We start from the raw sequence: 5859 nt of genomic DNA, 5'->3' as shown, positions 1-5859 counted from the left end.
GCCCCAGCCCACCCCACTCAACGCCTGGGGGGCCTTCAATGGCACGCGCCGCAGTGGCCGCACGGCCCAGCTGCTGTCGCTGGGCGACTTTGAAGCCGCCGCCCGCCGCGTGCTGCCACGCCCGATCTTTGGCTATGTGGCTGGCGCTGCAGAGGACAACCAGGCCCTGGATGACAACCGCCAGGCTTTTGCCGAGCTGGCCCTCGTCCCCCGCGTGCTGCGCAATGTGGCCCAGCGCGACCAGGGCGTGACCTTGTTTGGCACGCGCTATGCCAGCCCCTTCGGCGTGGCGCCCATGGGCATTGCCGCACTGTCGGCCTACCGGGGCGACATCGTGCTGGCGCGCGCGGCGGCCGCAGCGGGCATCCCTGCCGTGCAAAGCGGCAGCTCACTCATCCGGCTAGAGGAAGTGGTAGCCGCCGCCCCGGGCACCTGGTTCCAGGCCTACCTGCCAGGCACGCCCGAGCGCATCGACGCCCTGCTGCAGCGCGTGGCCGCAGCCGGCGTGCAGACCCTGGTGGTGACGGTGGACATCCCCGTGGCGGGCAACCGCGAGAACAACATCCGTGCGGGCTTTTCCACCCCCCTGCGTCCCAGCCTGCGCCTGGCGTGGGACGGCCTGGTGCGCCCCCGCTGGCTGGCGGGCACGCTGCTGCGCACCCTGGCGCGCCATGGCATGCCGCATTTCGAAAACTCGTTCGCCGAACGCGGCGCACCCATCCTGTCCTCGCGCGTGCAGCGCGACTTCGCGGCGCGCGACCACTTTGACTGGAGCCACATCGCCCGCATCCGGCGCCAGTGGCAGGGGCCGCTGGTGGTCAAAGGCATCTTGAGCGTGCACGACGCCGCACTGGCCCGCCAGCACGGGGTGGACGGCATCATCATCAGCAACCATGGGGGCCGCCAGCTCGACGGCGCCGTGGCACCGCTGCGCGTGCTGCCCGCCATTGCCGACCAAGCGGGTGACCGCATGGTGGTGATGCTGGATGGCGGCATCCGCCGGGGCACCGACGTCATCAAGGCCCTGGCACTGGGCGCGCAGGCGGTGTGGGTGGGACGCCCCTTCAACTACGCCGCCGCGGTGGACGGCGAGGCAGGCGTTGCCGCCGCCATCGACCTGCTGCGCGCCGAGGTGGACCGCAACCTGGCCATGCTGGGTGCCACCACCTGCGCAGAGCTGGGGCCAGAGCACCTCATGGACCGGCGAGCACCCTGGGCATTCACTCCTTAAACCTCTCGCCAGTTCTCTGAATAGACCGCACAAGCGTCAGCCAGCGGCACTGGCCTGCCACACGTGCCAAAAAAACCAAGCTTTGGCGACATCGAAATAACCCGGCAATGCCAGCCGGCAAGGGTGAGCGTGCCGCTGGCACGGGGCAGAAATACTATCAAATTTATAGCTATCAGGGCTTTTCTGAAGCGCGGAAACGGCAATTTTCCCTGTGAAATCCGTATGATTCGTGCAGAGTATCCCTGGATCGTCTCAGGCCACAACAACGCGCCAACAAGAACCCACCATGAGCGTTTGACGATGGCTTGGCCGGCGATGACGTGGTTCCACGCAGTGGTCAGCCCCTGGCCCTGGTGCAATTTGTCTAATGCGGCGCTGGGCCTGCCCCGGGCTGCCATGCACAATCGGCGCATGAACTCTTCCATCGCCGACCTTCGCAAAAGCTATGAGCGCGCCGAACTCAACGAAGACGCCTCGCATGCCGCCCCCCTTCAGCAGTTTGACCAGTGGCTCAAAGAAGCCATCAGCGCCGAAGTGCCCGAACCCAATGCCATGACCCTGGCCACTGTGGGCAGCGACCTGCGGCCCAGTACGCGCATCGTGCTCATCAAGGGCTACGACGAGCGAGGCATCGTCTGGTTCACCAACTACGACAGCCGCAAGGGCCGCCAGATTGCGGGCAACCCGTTTGCGGCGCTGCAGTTTCACTGGGTGGAGCTGGAGCGTGTGGTGCGCATCGAAGGCGTGGTGGAGAAGGTGAGCGACGAGGAGAGCGACGAGTACTTTCACAGCCGCCCGCTGGATTCGCGCATCGGCGCCTGGGCCAGCCCGCAAAGCCAGGTCATCAGCGGCAGGGGTGTGCTGGTGGCCAATGCAGCCAAGTACGGCGCGCAGTTTTTGCTGAAACCGCCCCGCCCGCCGCACTGGGGTGGGTATCGCCTGAAGCCTGACCAGTGGGAGTTCTGGCAGGGGCGCAAAAGCCGCTTGCATGACCGGTTGCGCTATCGGCTGGATGAGGGCGAGTGGGTTCGCGAACGCTTGGCACCCTGACCCCCTGACTGATCGTGATAGCCAGTCTCTTGCTGCTGTTCTTGATGGTATTGCTGGTGGGCGTCCCCGCGTTTGTGTACCTCAAGAAGCCCGCGGCCCTGGGCGTGGCAAGCCTGATGCCTCCCCTGCTCTTTCAGGGCGGCAACTGGTTGTACCTGGGCTATGTAGACCCTTTCTGGCCGATTGCCCTGGTTATCAGCAGCGCTATGGCTTTGGTCGCAGCCTTGGGCGTGGGATGGGTGGTCGACAGGTTCGTGTCGCAGCGGTGAGCGCCCCCGTTGTTGCGCAGGCCTCTTTGAACTTGAAATATCCGTTCGGGTTGAGCTTGTCGAAACCTTGCGCGCCGCTTCGACTCGCTCAGCGTGAACGGTTCAAGTAGGGTTGTGCCGGATCAACAAAGTCTGTTGATTCCCCCTGAGTGATCGGCAACAGGCGCTTACACCACCCACCGCGTCACCACCACTATCACCACCGGCATGGTCACCAGCGCCAGCGCGGTCGACACCGCCACGCTGGCCGTCACCTCTTCTTCTGCCACGCGGTAGCGCTGCGAAAACAGAAACACGTTGGCCCCAACGGGCAATGATGCCGCCACGATCATCACCGCCAGCGGCAGGCCCGACAGGCCCAGCGCCCAGCCCAGGGTGGCCAGCACGGCGGGGTGCACCACACATTTGACGAGAGCAATGCGCAGCGCCGCCTTGAACTGGCGGCCCACTTTGGTGAACGCCAGCGTGACCCCCACCAGCAGCAGCGCGATCGGCCCCAGTGCCTGGCCCAGCAGCAGCAAGGGTTTGTCCACCACCTGCGGCACCACCAGTCCGGTCTGCGCAAACAGCAGGCCCGCAATGATGGGCAGCGGCACGGGGTGAACGATGCCGTTGCGCATGGCCTGCAGCACGGTGCGCCATATGGGCTGCTGCGTGCCACCCGCCTGCCCTGCGTGTTCGCGCGCGGCGGCCAGTTCGAACACCACGGTGGCCGCGGTGAGCAGGATGAGCGAGTGCACCGAGATCAACGTGAACAGCGTGACCAGCCCCGCATCGCCAAACACCAGGCCTACCAGGGGCACGCCGATCATGAGCGTGTTGCTGAAGGTGTTGGCCAGCGCCCGCGCCGCCCCCAGCGTGTTGAAGCCCTGCAGCGCCAGCGTGGCCGCATACACGATGCCAAACGCCACAAAGTAGATGCCCACGGGGCCAAAGTTCAGGTCCTGGATGTGCACCGTGCTCATGGTGCGAAACAGCAGTGCGGGCGTGAGCACCATGAACACCAGGTTGGCCAGATCTTTCACCGATGCCGCACTGATCCAGCCGCGCCGCCCCACATAAAAGCCGATGGCAATGAACAGGATGACGGGGATCAGCGAGGTGAAGACGGGGGAGTTCACGGGGAGATAGGTGCACCAGGGCAGCAACTGTGGGCGCCGATTGTCTCCCATCGGATGTCCTGCTTACCCCCCCCGTCAGCTCCCTTAAAACGCCACCTTCACCCCCACCGTCAGGTTGCGCCCCATCAGCGGTGCCGCGTTCTTGATGAAGGAGGTGTGCGCATACGCCAGGCGGTCCGTCAGGTTGGTGCCCTTCAGGTACACCTGCCAGGGCGTGCCGCTGCTGAACTGGCCGTTGTAGGCCAGGCCCACGTTCAGCATGCCGTAGCCGGGGGTTGCGGTTTCAAACGCGGCGATGCGGTTCTGGCGGGCCACCTGCACCCACTCCACCTGGCCTTCCCAGGCGTTCCAGTTCCCATCCAGCCGCACGCCAAGGCGGCTGGCCGGAATGCGTGGCAGGTTGCCTGCGCCGTCGACCTTGGCGCGCACGGTGTCGCCAAACAGGGTGACTCCCAGGTTGCGTGTGATGCGTTGGCGCACCTGGCCTTCGATGCCGGTGAAGGTGGCGTCGGCCTGGCTGTATTGCAGCAGTTGCAGGCCATCGAGTGCATCGAGCGTGCGGCCGTAGATGTAGTTGTTGATGCTGTTGCGGAACACGCTCACGCCAAAGGTGGTGTCGCCAGCGGTTTTCTTCAGGCTGAGGTCGAAGTTCTGCGAGGTTTCGGAGCGCAGGCTGGCGTCGCCGCGCTCATACGTGCTGGTGGCCATGTGCAGGCCACGTGCATACAGCTCTTCGGCCGATGGGGCGCGGCTGGCGCGGGTGAACGAGGCGCCGACCTGGTAGCCAGGCGTGAACTTCCAGACCGCGCCCAGCGATGCCGACGTCCCGTTGTGGCTGCGTTCGATGCCGCTGGTTTCGGCGCGGGCGGTCTGGCGGTCGTGGCGCAGGGCGGCTTCAAAGCGCCAGTCGCCCAGGCGGTATTCCTCCAGCACAAACAGGCCGGTGCGGCGGGTCACCGTGGGTTGCACGTAGGCCTCTTCGCCCTCCGCGCTGAACTTGCGCTGCGAGGTCTGCAGGCCGATCACGCCCTTGAACCCTGCAACGGGCTCATGCTGCAGTTCGATGCGGGTGTCATAGGCCTTGTTCTTGAAGGTGGTGCTGACGGCGCCGCCTTCGACTTCGTCGTGCACGTAGTCGGTCACGCCTGCGCGCAGGCGCAGGGCCGAGAAGCCGGCAAACGGGTTGCGCAACTCCCCCCGGATGTCGAAACGTTCGCTGCGCAGGTCCACCACCGGGACATCGCCATGTCCGGCACCATGGTCATGGTCATGGCCGTCTTCCCCCTCGCCTTCGTGGGCACCGCAGTGCAGGTGGTTGCCATGGGTGTGGCAACCCTCAAAACTGTGGTTGTGGCCCGGCAGGCCATATTTGGCGGCTTGGCGTGTGTAGGCCGCGCCCAGGTAGCCCCGGTCGCCCACCCACGACAGGCCCACGCTGCCGGTATTGGTGCGGTTGAAGCTGCCCTGCACCTTGCGGGTGGCTTCGTTGTCTGGCGCCCAGCCTTTGCCCACGCGGTAGTCGCCTGCGTCGCGCGCCACGCCTTCGACATGCACGGCCAGGTTGCCCGTGCCGCCGGTGAGCGAGAAGGCCCCGGCACCTTCGCGCGCGCCCGTATTGGCGCGCAGCTCGGCACTGCCCTCCAGCCCCTTGGCTGGTACGGCGGTGGGCACTTTGCCATCCAGCACGTTGACCACGCCGCCGACAGCGCCATTGCCGTAGATGAGTGCAGAGGGGCCGCGCAGCACCTCGATCTGGGTGGCGAGCATGGGCTCGGACACCACGGCATGGTCGGGGCTGATGGTGGAGGCGTCGTGCAGCTCGGCGCCGTCGCTCAGCACCTTGACGCGCGGGCCGTCCATGCCGCGAATGATGGGGCGACTTGCGCCGGCGCCGAAGTGGCTGCTGGTGATGCCGGGTTCACTGTTGAGCGTTTCGCCCAGCGTGGCCTCGCGGCGGCGCACGAGTTCGTCACCCTCCAGGACAGTGGCTGGCGTGGTCATGTCGCTGGTGCCCAACTGCAGGCCGCTGGCAGAGACGGTGACGGATGGCAAGCTGGGCGCGGCTTCGGCAGGAGCCGGGGCCGTGGTTTGTGCATGGGCGATGGAGCCTGCGCCCGACAACGCCAGCATGGCAGCCAAGGCCACGGGGTGCAGGGTGGTGGGGCGGCGGCGCTGGGGCATTGCGGGG

5 protein-coding genes are annotated in these 5859 nt (G+C 66.2%); 3 read left to right on the top strand and 2 right to left on the bottom strand.

Annotation, left to right across the window (positions count from 1 at the left end):
* The 3 genes from DBR12_RS15605 to DBR12_RS15595 form a co-directional block, all read left to right on the top strand.
* On the top strand, positions 1-1231 hold a 1231-nt coding region (locus DBR12_RS15605; protein WP_369861593.1), incomplete at its 5' end, for an alpha-hydroxy acid oxidase.
* Between the two features lie 411 nt (positions 1232-1642).
* Positions 1643-2281, top strand: a complete 639-nt coding sequence (gene pdxH, locus DBR12_RS15600) for a pyridoxamine 5'-phosphate oxidase (protein ID WP_199226705.1) — start codon at positions 1643-1645, stop codon at positions 2279-2281.
* Positions 2282-2295: 14 nt separating this feature from the next.
* Positions 2296-2550 carry a hypothetical protein gene (locus DBR12_RS15595; protein ID WP_146185557.1) on the top strand — a complete coding sequence of 85 codons (255 nt, stop codon included), beginning with the start codon at positions 2296-2298 and terminating at the stop codon, positions 2548-2550.
* A 167-nt stretch (positions 2551-2717) separates the two neighbouring features.
* Here DBR12_RS15595 and DBR12_RS15590 read toward each other — a convergent pair whose 3' ends face one another.
* Together DBR12_RS15590 and DBR12_RS15585 are read right to left on the bottom strand one after the other, a co-directional pair.
* A complete protein-coding gene (locus DBR12_RS15590; RefSeq protein ID WP_108618101.1) occupies positions 2718-3671 on the bottom strand; it encodes an AEC family transporter in 954 nt (317 codons plus the stop codon).
* Positions 3672-3755: 84 nt separating this feature from the next.
* Positions 3756-5852, bottom strand: coding sequence for a TonB-dependent receptor domain-containing protein (locus DBR12_RS15585; protein ID WP_108618100.1), 2097 nt, complete (start codon positions 5850-5852; stop codon positions 3756-3758).
* Positions 5853-5859: the final 7 nt, after the last annotated feature.

It is taken from the genome of Acidovorax sp. HMWF029 (assembly GCF_003060895.1).
Lineage (GTDB): Bacteria > Pseudomonadota > Gammaproteobacteria > Burkholderiales > Burkholderiaceae_C > Acidovorax.
The sequence above is the reverse complement of the archived record's forward strand: the minus strand, read 5'-3'. Positions and strand labels throughout refer to the sequence as shown.